Below are 14,475 nucleotides of genomic sequence, written 5' to 3' on the forward strand. Positions count from 1 at the left end.
GCCTCTGTTTTTCGATAAAATAGAGGATGTTGCGTATGAAAAAAGTACTTTGTGTCATTTATCCTAATTTTTCTCTTTATGAGATAACCACTTTAACAAGTGCTTTAGCTCTGTCTTTTGATATTACGATTGATTATGTAGCTTCTGAGAATTCGATGGTGGTCTCTGAGGATGGTTTGTCCTGTCAACCGACGAAAACATTGAATCAGATCCGTATAGAAGATTATTCTTGTGTGATTTTGCCAGGAATGGTAAATATAGGTCCTACTCTACAAGATGAGAAATTGATCTCGTTTTTGAGAAGTCTTAATGAGCAAGATATCCTAATTGCAGCCATTTCTTCAGCGCCCCTTTTATTGGCGAAAGCAGGCTTGTTGAACGACACGAAATTTACAGGTGGAATTTGGCAAAACTTCTTTGACTATTTTGAATTTCTTCCACGTGAGAATTTCCAACCGAAAGTTCTTGTCCAAGATAAACAAATCATTACGGCTATCGGTTTTGCACATCAAGAGTTTGCAAGAAAAGTGATTTTCGGTTTAGGGTTGGCAGAGAATACGGACAACTATTTTAAAGAACAGAATGAATATTCAGAAGAGGATTTGATTTTTACTCTATCGGACAAAGAGTTTGATGAAGTGAAACAGAGTATAGAAAATACCCTCTAAATATTTACATGAAAATTATAGAAAGGAACAAAGAGTGTTCGTAACTGAACACGGGTTCCAAAGTTTCTTACTTAATTTGAAAGAAAGGAATTGAACCCGACCTAAATGGTGGTTTCGTTCCGCAACAATAACAGAAAGGAACAAAGGTGTTCAGGGAATTGAACACGGGTTCCCAAATTTCTTACTCAATATAAAAGAAAGGAATTGAACCCGACCTAAATTCTCGGAAAAAAGATAAATCTGCCTAGGAGCATCGCTTCAGCGTCAGATTTCCTATTTTTCAGTCGAATTTTACGGTCTTGGTATCTTGTATGAACAATACTGAATTTTATGATCGTCTGGGGGTGTCAAAAAACGCTTCGGCAGACGAAATCAAAAAGGCTTATCGTAAACTTTCCAAAAAATATCACCCAGATATCAACAAGGAGCCTGGTGCTGAGGAAAAGTACAAGGAAGTTCAGGAAGCCTATGAGACTTTGAGTGACGACCAAAAACGTGCTGCCTATGACCAATACGGTGCTGCTGGAGCCAACGGTGGTTTTGGTGGAGCTGGTGGTTTCGGCGGTTTCGATGGGGCAGGAGGCTTCGGTGGTTTTGAGGATATTTTCTCAAGTTTCTTCGGCGGAGGCGGTGCTTCGCGCAATCCAAATGCTCCTCGTCAGGGGGATGACCTCCAATACCGTGTGAATTTGACCTTTGAAGAAGCTATTTTTGGAGCTGAAAAAGAGGTTAAGTACAATCGTGAAGCAAGCTGTCGTACATGTAATGGCTCAGGTGCTAAGCCAGGAACAAGTCCAGTCACTTGTGGACGCTGTCATGGCGCTGGTGTCATTAACGTTGATACACAAACTCCGCTTGGTATGATGCGTCGCCAAGTAACCTGTGATGTCTGTCACGGTCGTGGAAAAGAAATCAAGGATCCATGTACCACTTGTCACGGAACAGGTCATGAAAAACAAGCTCATAGTGTACATGTAAAAATCCCTGCTGGTGTGGAAACAGGTCAACAAATTCGCCTAGCTGGTCAAGGTGAAGCTGGATTTAACGGTGGACCTTACGGTGACTTGTATGTAGTGGTTTCTGTGGAAGCCAGCGACAAGTTTGAACGTGAAGGAACGACTATCTTCTACAATCTCAACCTCAACTTTGTCCAAGCAGCTCTTGGTGACACAGTAGATATTCCAACTGTTCACGGTGATGTTGAATTGGTTATTCCAGAGGGTACTCAGACTGGTAAGAAATTCCGTCTACGTGGAAAAGGAGCTCCGAGCCTTCGTGGCGGTGCAGTTGGTGACCAATACGTTACTGTCAATGTCGTAACACCGACAGGCTTGAATGACCGCCAAAAAGCAGCGCTTAAAGAATTCGCAGCTGCTGGTGATTTAAAAGTCAATCCAAAGAAAAAAGGTTTCTTTGACCATATTAAAGATGCCTTTGATGGAGAATAAAGTAAAAAGAGCCGTCGGGCTCTTTTTGCTTTATAGATTTTTTAAGACTTTCCTTAAGTAATGACGGACGGTAGCGACCTTCTTCGAAGTTCCATACCTAAACTTTGAACTTAGGTCTCAAAGTTTCCGGAAACCTGAAACCAAACTGTTTCAGGTGTTTTCATTACGGCGGAAAGACTTCGATTTAGTTGTGAAATGGTGAATGAGTTGCCTAAATTATGGTGTATAGTTGATGGGATATAACTTGTTTACATTTTAAAAAAGAGCCGAGTAGCTCTTTTTACTTATCTTCGATTTCCTGTGTTTCTTTAATCACAGCTAGTCTAGTCTGGATATCTTTTTCCAAGACCTTAAACTTGTAAGTCAGGTCTTCTTGGTATTCCTTGATGAGTTCTTTTTGCTGGTCGATAATTTGCAGGCTGTTTTGGATAATATCCACATCGTCCTTGATAGCTTGAACGCGGTCAGTAGTATTTAAGACTTCATTTGTAATGGTTTGGCGATTTTTTGTGACCAGATAACTTCCGGCTGCAGCTCCTGCAAATAGCAGTAGATTAGTTAATTTCATAGCAACTCCTTAGGCGTTTTTGATAGTTTCAGCGACTTGAGCAAGTTTGTCAAAGTCTGGTTCGTGGGCGATAAAATCAATCTTGAGGTCATCGTCTGAACTGTAGCGAGGTACGAGGTGAACGTGGGTATGAAAGACTGTTTGCCCTGCGATTTCTTCACAGTTGGCAATGATATTCATACCAGCAGCTTTGGTAGCTTTCATGACTTTTTGAGCTACTGTTGGCACTTGGGCAAAGAGTTGGCTGGCGCTCGTAGCGTCCATTTCCAAAAGATTGCGATAGTGTTCTTTGGGCACGATCAAGGTATGTCCTGGTGTCACTTGAGAGATATCAAGAAAGGCAAGAACCTGCTCATCTTCATATACTTTTGAAGCAGGAATTTCCCCTGCGATGATTTTACAAAAAATGCAATCTGACATAAAATCTACCTCTACTGTATTGAATTTTGATATAATATAGCTACATTATACCAGATTTGGAGAAAATATGTTAGAAATTAAAAACTTGACAGGTGGCTATGTCCATGTCCCTGTCTTGAAAGATGTGTCTTTTACTGTTGAAAGTGGGCAGTTGGTTGGTTTGATTGGTCTCAATGGTGCTGGTAAATCGACGACTATCAATGAGATTATCGGTCTGTTGACACCTTATAGTGGCTCCATCAATATCAATGGCCTGACCCTGCAAGAAGATGCGACAAGTTATCGCAAGCAAATTGGCTACATTCCAGAAACGCCCAGCCTGTATGAGGAATTGACTCTCAGAGAGCATATCGAAACGGTTGCTATGGCTTATGGTATTGACCAGAAAGTGGCTTTTGATCGAGTGGAACCTTTGTTAAAAATGTTCCGTCTGGACCAGAAATTAGATTGGTTCCCTGTTCATTTTTCAAAAGGGATGAAGCAGAAAGTCATGATTATCTGTGCTTTTGTGGTGGATCCGAGTCTCTTTATCGTGGATGAGCCTTTCCTTGGTCTTGATCCGCTAGCTATTGCAGACTTGATTCAGCTTTTGGAAGTGGAAAAGCAAAAGGGCAAGTCTATTCTCATGAGTACTCACGTGCTGGATTCGGCTGAGAAGATGTGTGATGCCTTTGTCATTCTTCACAAGGGAGAAGTGCGTGCTAAGGGAAATCTCCTGCAACTGCGCGAAGCCTTTGACATGCCTGAGGCTAGTTTGAATGATATTTACTTGGCTCTGACCAAAGAGGAGGAGCTATGAAAGACTTGTTTTTAAAGAGAAAGCAGGTTTTTCGTAAGGAGTGTGTCGGTTATCTGCGCTATGTTCTCAATGACCACTTTGTCTTGTTCCTGCTTGTCTTGCTGGGGTTTTTAGCCTACCAGTACAGTCAACTCTTACAAGATTTTCCTGAAAATCATTGGCCTATCCTTTTATTTGTAGGAATTACGTCTGTTTTACTGTTGCTTTGGGGAGGAATTGCCACCTATATGGAGGCTCCAGACAAGCTCTTTCTCTTAGTTGGAGAAGAGGAAATTAAGCTTCACCTCAAGCGTCAGACTAGCATTTCCCTAGTCTTTTGGCTCTTTGTCCAGACCCTTTTCTTGCTGTTATTTGCGCCCTTATTTTTAGCAATGGGTTATGGCTTGCCTGTTTTTCTGATCTATGTGCTTTTATTGGGAGTAGGTAAATATTTCCTCTTTCGTCAAAAGGCCAGCAAATTTTTCACTGAAACTGGACTGAACTGGGACTATGTCATTGCCCAAGAAAGCAAGCGTAAGCAAGTCTTGCTTCGTTTCTTTGCCCTCTTTACGCAGGTAAAGGGAATTTCAAACAGCGTCAAGCGTCGTGCCTATCTGGACTTTATCCTAAAGGCTGTTCAGAAGGTGCCTGGAAAGATTTGGCAAAATCTCTATCTGCGTTCTTATCTGCGAAATGGAGACCTCTTTGCGCTCAGTCTCCGTCTGCTCCTACTTTCCATACTGGCGCAGGTCTTTATCGAGCAGGCTTGGATTGCGACAGCAGTGGTAGTTCTCTTTAACTACCTCTTGCTCTTCCAATTGCTGGCCCTCTATCATGCCTTTGACTACCAGTATTTGACCCAACTCTTTCCACTGGACAAGGGGCAAAAGGAAAAAGGCTTACAGGCTGTAGTCCGAGGATTGACCAGTTTTGTTTTACTTGTGGAATTAGTTGTCGGGTTGATTACCTTCCAAGAAAAACTAGCCCTTCTAGCCTTGCTGGGTGCAGGTTTGGTTTTACAAGTCTTGTACCTGCCTTATCAGGTGAAACGTCAGATGCAGGACTAACATTGCTTATATGACACAAAAAAGAAGTTGAGTTCAATCTGTCTCAGCTTCTTTTATTTTCTACAAGAGAATAGTTGGACCGTAAAGACTTAACTTGGTCTTGACTTGGTCAAAGTGGAAACGGTCATAGGCACGCCAAGCGGCGCGAGTAGGAGCGTCTGGATCAAGAGCGCTGAGTCCCATGAGAAGACTGGAAGTCTGGTAAAATTTTTCCAGTTCAATCAAGACTCGATTATCCACTGTCTCAGCCTTGGCTAGAAAACCAAGAATAGAGTCTAATTGCTCCTGAAAGCGGACGTCGTCAGCGGTTGCCTGTTTGCATGCTTGATAGGCTTTGTTTAAGTCAGTAATCAAAGTCTGAGCTGTTTTGATGGGATTTGTCATTTACGTGACCTCCTATATAATTTATATTTTAAGGTAAGGGATTGTGTAAATCTCCTAGTGAGGCACCTATATTATTAGCAACATTGCCAACTATGTTGCCCCAATCAATGATACATTTACCATTATCAAGATTAGCTTTATTATATGAATATCCATTTCTACATAGTACATTATCGCTAATCATATGAAACGGAGAATACCATCCATATGGAATATTACCGCCATTTATATGAGAAAGTTCGATTGATGTTAATTGTTTTGTTTTATTTGACTTGGCCATAATTTTCTCCTTGTTATATTTACGTCAATTGCAATAGAGTATATGTATAGGGTGTTAATCATGGTGGATGTGAATAAATCATATGCACCCCTCCTTTTTTGATGATTTTTAAAGTTATTGCAAACATAGTCTTTCTATAATCATAGTCTATCACTTTTAACTCTTTTTTTTTATTCAAATCTTTAATTGTACTTGAAATTTCCTGAATGGTACTGTTAAGATTTTATGATAAAATAGTTGTAAGATTATCATGCTTATTTGAGGAATAAGATACCATTCAGGAGCCTTGAAGGCCTGTTTAGGATTTGGTGGGCTTGTATCATAGTATTTTTGCTATTCTCTTTTTAGGAAGAAATCGAAACAAGGAGAGTAAAAAGATGAGAATATTTGTTTTAGAAGATGATTTTTCCCAACAGACTAGGATTGAAACGACGATTGAGAAACTCTTGAAAGAACATCATATCACTCCCAGTTCTTTTGAGGTCTTTGGTAAGCCAGACCAGCTGCTGGCAGAGGTGCATGAGAAGGGGGTGCATCAGCTATTCTTTTTGGATATTGAGATTCGAAATGAGGAGATGAGGGGTCTGGAAGTGGCTAGAAAGATTCGGGATCGAGACCCCTATGCTCTCATCGTCTTTGTGACGACTCACTCGGAGTTTATGCCCTTGTCCTTTCGCTACCAAGTGTCAGCTTTGGACTACATTGATAAGGCCTTGTCGGCAGAGGAGTTTGAATCTCGGATCGAGACAGCCCTCCTCTATGCCAATAGTCAAGATAGTAAGAGTCTGGCGGAAGATTGCTTTTACTTTAAATCAAAATTTGCCCAATTCCAGTATCCTTTTAAAGAGGTCTACTATCTCGAAACATCGCCCAGAGCCCATCGTGTTATTCTCTATACTAAGACGGACAGGCTGGAATTTACAGCGAGTTTAGAGGAGGTTTTCAAGCAGGAACCTCGTCTCTTGCAGTGCCACCGCTCTTTTCTCATCAATCCTGCCAATGTGGTTCGTTTGGATAAGAAAGAAAAACTTCTTTACTTTCCCAATGGTGGAAGCTGTATGATAGCGCGTTATAAGGTCAGGGAAGTGTCTGAAGCTATCAATAACTTACACTAAGTGAGGTGCTGGAATGGAATTAGTTTGGAAGATAGTATATGTGTTTTTGATATCTGGATTGGAATTGTTTATATTTTTTAAGGTGGATGGAATTGTTCTAACTCTGGAGAGAGTTTTTAAGTCCTTTCTTTTTAAGCTACTTTTAGCAGTTGTTTTTGTAACGATTAGCTATATAGTAGGAAATACTTACCTATCTTATTTTATGGAACCCTTGTACGGCATTGGTTTATCTTTCTTATTGTTAAGAGGGCTTCCTAAAAAACTACTCTTCTTTTATGGTCTCTTTCCAATGATGTTGGTGAATCTTTTTTTCAGGGTAGTCTCCTATTTTGTGCTTCCATTTTTGGGGCAAGAGCATGTGTATGATGACCGCTCTTTTATTTGGTTATGTATAAAAATTTTCATTTGCTTTATTTCTCTAGCCTTTTTGAAATGGTTAGACTATGATTTTACTAGTTTGAGGAGGGAGATTCTCGATAAAGGTTTTCAACAGTCTCTGACTAAGATTAACTGGATAATGGGGGCTTACTATCTAGTGATGCAAAGTCTGTCTTATTTTGAAAATGTACAAGGTATTCAATCAACGACTGTTCGCCATCTGATTCTAGTGTTTTACCTACTCTTTTTTATGGGGGTTATCAAGAAGCTGGATACCTATTTGAAGTACAAACTCCATGAGAGACTGGACCAAGAGCAGGCCTTGCGCTACAGAGATATGGAACGCTATAGTCGGCATATAGAGGAACTTTACAAGGAAGTACGGAGTTTTCGCCATGACTACACCAACCTCTTGACCAGTTTACGTCTGGGCATTGAAGAGGAGGATATGGAGCAGATAAAAGAGGTCTACGATTCGGTCTTAAAGGATTCTAGTGAAAAATTGCAGGACAATAAATATGACCTTGGTCGATTGGTGAATATTCGTGATAAAGCCCTCAAAAGTCTACTAGCAGGGAAATTTCTAAAAGCTAGAGATAAGAACATTGTCTTTAATGTCGAAGTTCCTGAGGAGATTCAGGTAGAGGGGATGAGCCTGCTTGATTTTCTGACTATTGTGTCTATCCTTTGTGACAATGCTATTGAAGCCAGTGCAGAGGCCAGTCAACCTCATGTTTCAATTGCTTTTTTAAAAAATGGAGCACAGGAGACCTTTATCATTGAAAATTCCATTAAAGAAGAGGGTATAGACATTTCTGAGATTTTCTCCTTTGGAGCCAGTTCTAAAGGGGAGGAGAGAGGAGTTGGTCTCTATACCGTCATGAAAATTGTGGAAAGCCATCCTAATACCAGTCTAAATACCACCTGTCAAAATCAAATCTTTCGTCAGGTTTTAACGATTCACTCGATATCAGTTGATGATTAGAAGATTTGTGGAAAGAAGTACTGCCTAAAGTCATCAATTAAAATACTATAGTATGCGAGGTATCATAAATGAATAAGAAATCCTATTTTATCATCTGTTCTACGTTGATCATAGCATCGAATCTTCTCATGATTTCCGTGGTGAACAAGGGAGAAGAAACGGGGAGCAATCTGTTTGTGATTGCTATAGCCTGTGTTATGTTACCATCATTCTTATATGCGGTTGAGAACAGACTTACTTCAATGGTAAGAGTAGAATCAATACTCCTGATTCAGTTGACAGTTATATCCCTACTCCGTCTTATAAACAGAATAGGGAGTACGCCTGAAATCCTCAACATTATCATTACCCTTATCGCTTTGGCAAGTGGGACAGCCTGTATCCTTGTTGCAATCATGAGAATCTATCAGAACAGACGAAAGTGAGGGTGAATAGTTTTCGATTTTAGGTCTTTACGTTGTTAAATTCTCCTAGGGCAAGTATGTTTTTCATGCTTGCTTTTAAATTTTTTAACAATTAAAGATGTTTTGATGACCATTCGTGATTTGGATGGAAAATTTTAAAAAATAGTAGTATACTAACCTTATTAAGGTTGTAATAGGACGAAAGTAAAAAGAGGTATTCCTCGTGAATGCAAAAACAATGTTACAATTGGCGATTATGGTTGCTTAAAGGCTTGAACCTGTAAGTAGGGAAGCTGTACTTGGAGGTAATTATGGATTTCAAAAGTTTTCTTATTGGTTTTGTTGTTAGTATGTTTGTTTCTTTTATTACTTCTTTAATTAGGGAAAAATTTTTAAAATCTCCAAAGAAGAATAAAGATAGATCTAATTAGATGAAAAGATTTTTTATCGCTAGTTTAATCTACAGTGGAGTTTCTTTAATATTGTTTCGCCTGTCAAAATGATATGTGATAGCAGGATAAAAAATCTACAAATTAAGTTGGTATCAATACGGTGTAAAGGGCAAGTATGTTTTCCATGCTTGCTTTTTAAATTTTTTACAATTCAAGATGTTTCGATGACCATTTATGATTTCAGTGATCCAAGGTCAAAATGAGTGCTATACTAGCAGTGTAAAGGTTGTAGCTCAACTAAGATAAAGCATACATTTAGGAGGAAATCTTATGAAGAAAAAAATACTTGTCATTTTCATCTTGTATCTAATCATGTCCATCTTTCTGTATCCGCTTAGGGAGAGTGCTTGGTATCATCTATTTTATACCATAGCCTACGTGACTGCATTTATGATTTATTTTGCTTTAATGAAAAAGAAAGGAGCAAAGAAATGAAAACTTTTCTTGCTAAAAAACGGAACATCTTTCTTACAAGATTGTTCCTAGGTCAGTTGCCCTTGCTTGTCTCAACTTATCTATTTCTATCTCGTCAGTTTTTAAATTTTTCATTGGTTTTCCAATTTCTTTTAGTGGTTATTAACTTGGCTTCCATTTTGGTCACTGTTTACCTCACTAGGGAAATGAGGATAAGAGAGTTTGAAGATGATGATTTGGTTAGTCCTAGAACCAATCAACTTATGTATATCGGTTTGACAGGCTTTATGTCTATCATTTGTTTGTATAGAGGTATCACAGCTGGAGAATTCTATCAACAATTAATTGCCTACATTGGTGCTATTCTCTGCTTGCTTATCATGCTTCTGCTCATTTGGGGCTTGAAGTATTATAAAAAGTAGCTTCCTTTCCTCTTTTATCAGGGTATTTGAGTAGAAAGCTCTATTAAAAAGTTCGTGAAATAAATGAATGGAGGTATTTAATATGAAATACAGATTATTTCTTGTTATTTTCGTGAGTAGTATGTTGAATATTCTTTTAGGGACATTTTTACAAATCTCTATCGTATCTATTGGGTGGATTGTTCTCTACAGTGGATTATTTGAAGCAGGCATTTTCCTTCTTGCTAATAAAGGGGTGGCGGTAAAAATCAAGGAAGTAGACATTCGAAACCGCTTTAAATTTATTTTTGGAAAAACCTTATGGTTTCAAATTCTTTTGCTCATCTTTTTGATGGTCAAACTTTATCTTGGTTTGGATGCGAGGTTGATTTTATTCTATGGACATATTTTCATTGTCTTTAATGCCTTAATGTATCTATTATCTAGTAGTCAGGTTAGCCTTAAAAAGAACAAGCTGTCTTCTTAATCTTGCAGTAATAGAGCCTGACAGGAGGGGGCCATCCTGTCTTGTAGATAGTGGGGAGGATTTCTATGAAAAGACACTCTATTCTTTTCAAAACGAGTGCCATTCTTTCTTATTTGTTTCTGTTTTTCGGACTGTCTTGGACAACCCAATTTTGGAGCGATTATTGGGAGTTCTCGTCTTGGGTAGGAAATATTATCTGGATTCGAAACATCATCAGTCTTCTCTTTATCGGCTTGATGGTTTGGATTTTGGTTAGGTCGGGCCATGCTTATCTCTTTCGCATCCCTAGGAAAAAGTGGTTGAGCTATTCTGTTCTGACGGTGTTAGCCGCTGTTGTACTTATCTGCTTTAACTATCTGACAGCTAAACACGTCCAGGGAACTAATGAAGGGTGGAATTTGTTTATTGCCTATAGTGAGACAAATTTTGCGGAGTTTGGTGTTTACCTAACCTTAATCGTACTAGGGCCTCTGATGGAAGAATTGGTATGTAGAGGACTGCTTCAACATGCCTTCTTTAAGGATTCGAGATGGGGGCTGGATCTTCTCTTTCCGTCATTCTTATTTGCCTTGCCCCACTTTTCTAGCTTGCCAAGTCTCGCAGATATTTTTGTCTATACGGCAGTGGGCTGTCTATTTGCCTGTCTAACACGTTATACGAAGAGTATCTATCCTTCTTATTCGATTCATATTGTTAATAATATCATTGCAAACTTACCATTTTTGCTCACTTTTCTAAATAGAGTCTTGGGGTAAAAAAACAAAAGGCTTGCTTTTCAGCCATAGAGGAGGTCATCATGTATAAACACTTATTTTTCCTAGATTCAAAAACCTTAGATTGGTTGACGCCCTATATTCTAGTCTTGGCTTCTGACACTATTGCCTTTAATGTTTTTGTGCTAACCTTTGTATCTGTTGTGGCCTTTTATTTCCTAAATCCCATGCTATCTTTAATGGCTATCTTCTTAGGAGCTGGCTATGTGGTCGGATTTTGGTTACTCAAATGGTTTGTTTTGGAAAGGCTAGAGTTAAAGGATGAGTTGTAGGGGAGTTTGTTGAGGAGGATAGTTTTATGGCCATTTTCAATAAATGTCATGCCTTGTTTTTGGGATTTTTAGTCTTTGCAATCGTTGGTGCAGCGGGTTATTCCATTAATCAAGGAGATTATTTTCAACACCAGTACACATTCATTATTATAAAGAGTCTCTTGCTTTTCCTTAGTTTTGGCTATGCGAAATGGTTTGACATGATTTCTTTTGGGATGTTAAGCAAGAAACAACTCATGCTGTTCATTGGAATCTTTCTTCTCACTGTGCTGGTAAATATAGGTTATCATGCCTTTTTCTCAGTTGCTTCTGGTGCTTCGGCTCAACACCTTGAGGAAACGAGTAAGGGACTTTCGTTTTCCTTTATTGTCAGTGTCACAATTTTGGGACCAATTCAGGAGGAACTCATGTTCAGAGGACTTCTTCAAGGTGCATTTTTTGACAATTCTTGGTTAGGACTTGTGTTGACTTCCTCTCTCTTTTCTTTTATGCATGAACCTTATGATGTGCCTTCGTTTTTCTATTATCTACTTGGGGGCTTGTTACTGGGCTTTGCTTATAAAAAGAGCCAAAACCTATGGGTTTCTACTCTAGTCCACATGTTTTACAACAGTTTGCCACTCTTAACTTATATTCAATGAAAATCAAAGAGCAAACTAGGAAACTAGCCGCAGGTTACCCAAAACAGTATTTTGAGGTTGTGGATAGAACTGACGAAGTCAGCTCAAAACATGGTTTTGAGGTTGTAGATGAAACTGACGAAGTCAGTCACATATATAATCCAAGGCGACGTTGACGAGTATAAAATGGTTTGTGTTGGGAAAGGTTAGAGCTAAAGGATGACGTGTAGGGAAGTCTGTTTGTTGAGGAGGATAATTTTATGGAGTTTTTTGATAAATTTCATGCCTTATGCTTTGGATTTTTAGTACTAATAATCGTTATTACAGTTCCTTATACGATTAACCATGGGGATTTTTTTCAAAATGAATCTGAATTGATTATTGTAAGTCTTCTAGTAACCTCGCTGAGTGTTGTTTATGCTAGAAAGTTTGAAATGATTTCTTTTGGGATGTTAAGCAGGAAACAACTTTTGCTTTTCACTGCAATCTTTCTTCTAAGTGTACTTGAGACGCTGGTTTATATTCATTTCTTCGCTGTTTCTTCTGGCTCAGGGGTTCAACACTTGGCGGAACTCAGCAGAGGAATTTCTCTGTCTTTGATTTTGACTACCTCAGTTTTTGGACCAATCCAGGAGGAACTCATTTTCAGAGGACTTCTTCAAGGTGCGGTTTTTGACAATTCTTGGTTAGGGCTTGTGCTAACTTCCTCTCTCTTTTCTTTCATGCATGGACCTTCTAATGTCCTTTCGTTTATTTTTTATATACTTGGGGGCTTGTTGCTGGGCTTTGCTTATAAAAAGAGCCAAAACTTATGGGTTTCTACTCTAGTCCACATGTTTTACAACAGTTTGCCACTCTTATATTATTTATAAAAATTATGAAAAGGTAAGCAGAAGAAAGAGCTTGCCTTTTCTTTCTACAATGATACCCAAGTCAATCCAGAGGCTTTTCTTTGAGAATCGGGTGTGGAGCGGTTGACGAATAGGCCAAAAACTAGTAGAATAGTAAGGAAACTTTATACGGAGGAAAGAAATGGATTTGGGTGATAATGAGCTAACACTGACTCCCATACCTGGGAAAAGTGGCAAGGCTTATATGGGTAGCTATCCTGATGGGAAGCGTATCTTTGTAAAAATGAACACCTCTCCAATCCTACCTGGTCTAGCTAGAGAACAAATTGCTCCACAATTATTATGGAGTCGCCGTTTGGCAGATGGGCGTGATATGTGTGCTCAAGAATGGTTGACAGGCAAGATATTGACCCCCTATGATATGAATCGTAAACAAATCGTCAATATTTTAACCCGTCTTCATCGCTCACGTCCTTTGATGACACAGTTGAGTCGTTTGGGCTATGCCATGGAAACACCTGTAGATTTACTCCAGTCTTGGCAAGAAACGGCTCCAGATGCTTTGCGTAAAAATCATTTTATCAGTGAAGTGATGGCTGATTTACGTCAGACTATTCCAGGATTTAGAGAGGACCATGCGACCATTGTCCATGGAGATGTACGACATAGTAATTGGATTGAGACAGATAGTGGCTTGATTTATTTGGTAGATTGGGATTCGGTTCGCTTGACCGATCGCATGTTTGATGTGGCCCATATGCTCTGCCATTATATTCCAGAACATCAGTGGAAGGAATGGTTGACCTACTACGGTTACAAGTACAATCAAACGGTATTAAATAAATTGTATTGGTACGGTCAATTGTCTTATTTGAGCCAGATTTCCAAGTATTATATGAACCAAGATTTAGAAAATGTCAATCGGGAGATCCATGGCTTGCGTCACTTCCGAGACAAGTATGGAAAGAGAAGATGAGAGTTAGAAATCGTAAAGGGGCGACAGAATTACTAGAGGCAAATCCCCAGTATGTGGTCCTCAATCCCTTGGAAGCAAAGGGAAAATGGCGGGACTTGTTTGGAAATGATAATCCTATTCATGTGGAAGTAGGAAGTGGAAAGGGTGCCTTTGTTTCAGGTATGGCTAAACAAAACCCTAACATCAACTATATCGGGATTGATATTCAAAAGTCTGTTTTGAGCTATGCTTTGGACAAGGTGCTTGAAGTTGGAGTGCCTAACATCAAGCTTTTGTGGGTAGATGGTTCTGACTTGACTGACTACTTTGAAGACGGTGAGATTGATCGTTTGTATCTGAACTTTTCAGATCCTTGGCCTAAAAAACGCCATGAAAAGCGTCGTTTGACCTACAAGACCTTCTTGGATACCTTCAAGCGTATCTTGCCTGAAAATGGAGAAATTCATTTCAAGACAGATAACTGTGGCTTGTTTGAGTACAGCCTAGTGAGCTTTTCTCAGTATGGCATGAAACTCAATGGTGTCTGGCTAGACTTACATGCCAGTGATTTTGAAGGCAATGTCATGACAGAATACGAGCAAAAATTCTCCAACAAGGGGCAAGTTATCTACCGAGTTGAGGCAGAATTTTAAGAAATAGCCTGAAATCAGGCTATATAAGTGCTTTTGCTTTACATAAGTTGGCAAACGTGCTATACTAAGAGTAAGAATATGAGAAAGTGAGGCGGGGAAATA

19 protein-coding genes are annotated in these 14,475 nt (G+C 39.2%); 15 read left to right on the top strand and 4 right to left on the bottom strand.

What is annotated here, in order from left to right:
* Window positions 1-35 precede the first annotated feature (35 nt).
* Both QM865_RS02535 and dnaJ read left to right on the top strand, forming a co-directional pair.
* Window positions 36-668, top strand: a complete 633-nt coding sequence (locus tag QM865_RS02535) for a DJ-1/PfpI family protein (protein WP_414305945.1) — start codon at window positions 36-38, stop codon at window positions 666-668.
* A 311-nt stretch (window positions 669-979) separates the two neighbouring features.
* The gene (gene dnaJ / locus QM865_RS02540; RefSeq protein WP_049493653.1) at window positions 980-2,116 is read left to right on the top strand and encodes a molecular chaperone DnaJ; all 1,137 of its coding nucleotides are present in this window, start codon (window positions 980-982) and stop codon (window positions 2,114-2,116) included.
* Between the two features lie 280 nt (window positions 2,117-2,396).
* On the opposite strand, the gene QM865_RS02545 is transcribed toward dnaJ, so the two are convergent.
* Entirely contained in the window at window positions 2,397-2,684 is a 288-nt protein-coding gene (locus tag QM865_RS02545) for a hypothetical protein (RefSeq protein ID WP_414305946.1), read from the bottom strand.
* Between the two features lie 9 nt (window positions 2,685-2,693).
* Window positions 2,694-3,104 carry an HIT family protein gene (locus QM865_RS02550; RefSeq protein WP_261079325.1) on the bottom strand — a complete coding sequence of 137 codons (411 nt, stop codon included), beginning with the start codon at window positions 3,102-3,104 and terminating at the stop codon, window positions 2,694-2,696.
* A gap of 67 nt (window positions 3,105-3,171) precedes the next feature.
* Here QM865_RS02550 and QM865_RS02555 point away from each other — a divergent pair, with 67 nt between their 5' ends.
* Entirely contained in the window at window positions 3,172-3,903 is a 732-nt protein-coding gene (locus QM865_RS02555; RefSeq protein WP_261079324.1) for an ABC transporter ATP-binding protein, read from the top strand.
* Window positions 3,900-4,949 carry an ABC transporter permease gene (locus tag QM865_RS02560; protein ID WP_414305947.1) on the top strand — a complete coding sequence of 350 codons (1,050 nt, stop codon included), beginning with the start codon at window positions 3,900-3,902 and terminating at the stop codon, window positions 4,947-4,949. The genes QM865_RS02555 and QM865_RS02560 overlap by 4 nt, the downstream gene beginning before the upstream one ends.
* Window positions 4,950-5,009: 60 nt before the next feature.
* Here the strand turns inward: QM865_RS02560 and QM865_RS02565 are convergent, their stop codons facing one another.
* Window positions 5,010-5,333, bottom strand: coding sequence for a helicase BlpT (locus QM865_RS02565; RefSeq protein WP_414305948.1), 324 nt, complete (start codon window positions 5,331-5,333; stop codon window positions 5,010-5,012).
* A gap of 28 nt (window positions 5,334-5,361) precedes the next feature.
* Window positions 5,362-5,613, bottom strand: coding sequence for a hypothetical protein (locus tag QM865_RS02570; protein ID WP_057487500.1), 252 nt, complete (start codon window positions 5,611-5,613; stop codon window positions 5,362-5,364).
* A gap of 377 nt (window positions 5,614-5,990) precedes the next feature.
* Between QM865_RS02570 and QM865_RS02575 the strand changes: the two genes are divergently transcribed.
* The 11 genes from QM865_RS02575 to trmB all read left to right on the top strand — a co-directional run bounded on the left by QM865_RS02575 (window position 5,991) and on the right by trmB (window position 14,373).
* A complete protein-coding gene (locus QM865_RS02575) occupies window positions 5,991-6,728 on the top strand; it encodes a response regulator transcription factor (RefSeq protein ID WP_261074724.1) in 738 nt (245 codons plus the stop codon).
* 13 nt (window positions 6,729-6,741) lie between these two features.
* Entirely contained in the window at window positions 6,742-8,091 is a 1,350-nt protein-coding gene (locus QM865_RS02580; protein ID WP_261074725.1) for a sensor histidine kinase, read from the top strand.
* 715 nt (window positions 8,092-8,806) lie between these two features.
* Complete coding sequence (locus tag QM865_RS02585; RefSeq protein ID WP_049499763.1) at window positions 8,807-8,926, top strand: PncF family bacteriocin immunity protein; 120 nt, start codon at window positions 8,807-8,809, stop codon at window positions 8,924-8,926.
* A 452-nt stretch (window positions 8,927-9,378) separates the two neighbouring features.
* Entirely contained in the window at window positions 9,379-9,783 is a 405-nt protein-coding gene (locus QM865_RS02590; RefSeq protein ID WP_000846947.1) for a hypothetical protein, read from the top strand.
* Between the two features lie 82 nt (window positions 9,784-9,865).
* Window positions 9,866-10,249, top strand: a complete 384-nt coding sequence (locus tag QM865_RS02595; protein WP_194250474.1) for an immunity protein — start codon at window positions 9,866-9,868, stop codon at window positions 10,247-10,249.
* A gap of 65 nt (window positions 10,250-10,314) precedes the next feature.
* Window positions 10,315-11,004 carry a CPBP family intramembrane glutamic endopeptidase gene (locus QM865_RS02600; protein WP_153192873.1) on the top strand — a complete coding sequence of 230 codons (690 nt, stop codon included), beginning with the start codon at window positions 10,315-10,317 and terminating at the stop codon, window positions 11,002-11,004.
* A 41-nt stretch (window positions 11,005-11,045) separates the two neighbouring features.
* Complete coding sequence (blpZ, locus tag QM865_RS02605) at window positions 11,046-11,294, top strand: immunity protein BlpZ (protein ID WP_153192875.1); 249 nt, start codon at window positions 11,046-11,048, stop codon at window positions 11,292-11,294.
* A 26-nt stretch (window positions 11,295-11,320) separates the two neighbouring features.
* The gene (locus tag QM865_RS02610) at window positions 11,321-11,935 is read left to right on the top strand and encodes a lysostaphin resistance A-like protein (protein WP_414305949.1); all 615 of its coding nucleotides are present in this window, start codon (window positions 11,321-11,323) and stop codon (window positions 11,933-11,935) included.
* 239 nt (window positions 11,936-12,174) lie between these two features.
* Window positions 12,175-12,786 (top strand): CPBP family intramembrane glutamic endopeptidase, encoded by a 612-nt coding sequence (locus QM865_RS02615; RefSeq protein WP_203175824.1) that lies wholly within the window; start codon window positions 12,175-12,177, stop codon window positions 12,784-12,786.
* A gap of 160 nt (window positions 12,787-12,946) precedes the next feature.
* A complete protein-coding gene (gene ccrZ, locus QM865_RS02620; RefSeq protein WP_000362999.1) occupies window positions 12,947-13,741 on the top strand; it encodes a cell cycle regulator CcrZ in 795 nt (264 codons plus the stop codon).
* A complete protein-coding gene (gene trmB / locus QM865_RS02625; RefSeq protein ID WP_203175825.1) occupies window positions 13,738-14,373 on the top strand; it encodes a tRNA (guanosine(46)-N7)-methyltransferase TrmB in 636 nt (211 codons plus the stop codon). Before ccrZ ends, trmB begins: the two co-directional genes overlap by 4 nt.
* Window positions 14,374-14,475: the final 102 nt, after the last annotated feature.

Source organism: Streptococcus mitis, assembly GCF_047462815.1.
Lineage (GTDB): Bacteria > Bacillota > Bacilli > Lactobacillales > Streptococcaceae > Streptococcus > Streptococcus mitis_DO.

Excerpts from the sequence above, each read along its gene's own strand:
- QM865_RS02535 (WP_414305945.1), top strand. The coding sequence starts at position 36 with ATGAAAAAAGTACTTTGTGTCATTTATCCTAATTTTTCTCTTTATGAG.
- dnaJ (WP_049493653.1), top strand. The coding sequence starts at position 980 with ATGAACAATACTGAATTTTATGATCGTCTGGGGGTGTCAAAAAACGCT.
- QM865_RS02545 (WP_414305946.1), bottom strand. The coding sequence starts at position 2,684 with ATGAAATTAACTAATCTACTGCTATTTGCAGGAGCTGCAGCCGGAAGT.
- QM865_RS02550 (WP_261079325.1), bottom strand. The coding sequence starts at position 3,104 with ATGTCAGATTGCATTTTTTGTAAAATCATCGCAGGGGAAATTCCTGCT.
- QM865_RS02555 (WP_261079324.1), top strand. The coding sequence starts at position 3,172 with ATGTTAGAAATTAAAAACTTGACAGGTGGCTATGTCCATGTCCCTGTC.
- QM865_RS02560 (WP_414305947.1), top strand. The coding sequence starts at position 3,900 with ATGAAAGACTTGTTTTTAAAGAGAAAGCAGGTTTTTCGTAAGGAGTGT.
- QM865_RS02565 (WP_414305948.1), bottom strand. The coding sequence starts at position 5,333 with ATGACAAATCCCATCAAAACAGCTCAGACTTTGATTACTGACTTAAAC.
- QM865_RS02570 (WP_057487500.1), bottom strand. The coding sequence starts at position 5,613 with ATGGCCAAGTCAAATAAAACAAAACAATTAACATCAATCGAACTTTCT.
- QM865_RS02575 (WP_261074724.1), top strand. The coding sequence starts at position 5,991 with ATGAGAATATTTGTTTTAGAAGATGATTTTTCCCAACAGACTAGGATT.
- QM865_RS02580 (WP_261074725.1), top strand. The coding sequence starts at position 6,742 with ATGGAATTAGTTTGGAAGATAGTATATGTGTTTTTGATATCTGGATTG.
- QM865_RS02585 (WP_049499763.1), top strand. The coding sequence starts at position 8,807 with ATGGATTTCAAAAGTTTTCTTATTGGTTTTGTTGTTAGTATGTTTGTT.
- QM865_RS02590 (WP_000846947.1), top strand. The coding sequence starts at position 9,379 with ATGAAAACTTTTCTTGCTAAAAAACGGAACATCTTTCTTACAAGATTG.
- QM865_RS02595 (WP_194250474.1), top strand. The coding sequence starts at position 9,866 with ATGAAATACAGATTATTTCTTGTTATTTTCGTGAGTAGTATGTTGAAT.
- QM865_RS02600 (WP_153192873.1), top strand. The coding sequence starts at position 10,315 with ATGAAAAGACACTCTATTCTTTTCAAAACGAGTGCCATTCTTTCTTAT.
- blpZ (WP_153192875.1), top strand. The coding sequence starts at position 11,046 with ATGTATAAACACTTATTTTTCCTAGATTCAAAAACCTTAGATTGGTTG.
- QM865_RS02610 (WP_414305949.1), top strand. The coding sequence starts at position 11,321 with ATGGCCATTTTCAATAAATGTCATGCCTTGTTTTTGGGATTTTTAGTC.
- QM865_RS02615 (WP_203175824.1), top strand. The coding sequence starts at position 12,175 with ATGGAGTTTTTTGATAAATTTCATGCCTTATGCTTTGGATTTTTAGTA.
- ccrZ (WP_000362999.1), top strand. The coding sequence starts at position 12,947 with ATGGATTTGGGTGATAATGAGCTAACACTGACTCCCATACCTGGGAAA.
- trmB (WP_203175825.1), top strand. The coding sequence starts at position 13,738 with ATGAGAGTTAGAAATCGTAAAGGGGCGACAGAATTACTAGAGGCAAAT.